Origin of the sequence: Mesorhizobium sp. M0500, from assembly GCF_040321165.1 — a bacterium.
GTDB lineage: Bacteria > Pseudomonadota > Alphaproteobacteria > Rhizobiales > Rhizobiaceae > Mesorhizobium.
Map to the genome: position 1 here is coordinate 1 of NZ_JAMYRB010000089.1, position 794 is coordinate 794.

A 794-nucleotide genomic window follows, 5' to 3' on the forward strand; every position below is an offset into this window, starting at 1 on the left:
TGGATCGATTTTCGCGGCATCCGCGATGCTTCCATGCGCAACCACGACTGCGACTATTTCGAGAACAGCCGCGAGGCAACCTACCTGCAACGCGACTACGCCATTCGCAATCCGAAGGGCTTCAGCGGTTATGGCGAGAATTGCTGGGGCATCACCGCCAGCGACGGCCCAAGCCCGACAAAACGCCAAATGACGGTCGGTGGCCGCCGCTTCTTCGGCTATCTGGCGCGCGGTGCGCCATTCGGCCCTGATGATGGGACGTTGTCGCCGTGGGCAGCGATTACCTCATTGCCCTTTGCACCAGAGATCGTTCTGCCAGCACTGCGCTATTTCCATGAGATCGACCTGCAAGAGGGCAACCCTTACGGCTTCACCGCAAGCTTCAATCCGACAATAGCAGCCGCCGACGGCCGGCCATGCGGTTGGGTATCGCCGGACCATGTCGGCATCAATCAGGGTCCGATCACTCTGATGATAGAGAACTACCGCTCGGGCTTGCTGTGGCGCCTGATGCGCCGCGTGCCGGCCATCATCGCGGGACTGCACCGAGCCGGTTTTTCGGGCGGTTGGCTATAACAAGTCGAGATGACAAAGCTCCCCGACTGATACCGGGACTCTTGACTGCTAGCGCATGCCGCATTTGCTGCAAATATCGACTTAGCGGCGCACTGCTTCTCGGCAGCATAGGAGCCGACGAACGAACCCGCTGCGCGGGATGGGCGCATGGGGTGAGGTAGAGATCACGAACCGGACGTCGCGCTCGCATTGAGGATGGTTCGGCGGGGGCAGAGCAT

The 794-nt window shown here is 60.7% G+C and carries 1 protein-coding gene; it reads left to right on the forward strand.

Annotated elements, in window-relative coordinates; all coding sequences use genetic code 11:
- A partial coding sequence (locus NKI70_RS33875) for a glucoamylase family protein (protein ID WP_352726464.1) occupies positions 1-576 on the forward strand: 576 nt, incomplete at its 5' end.
- Positions 577-794 lie beyond the last annotated feature (218 nt).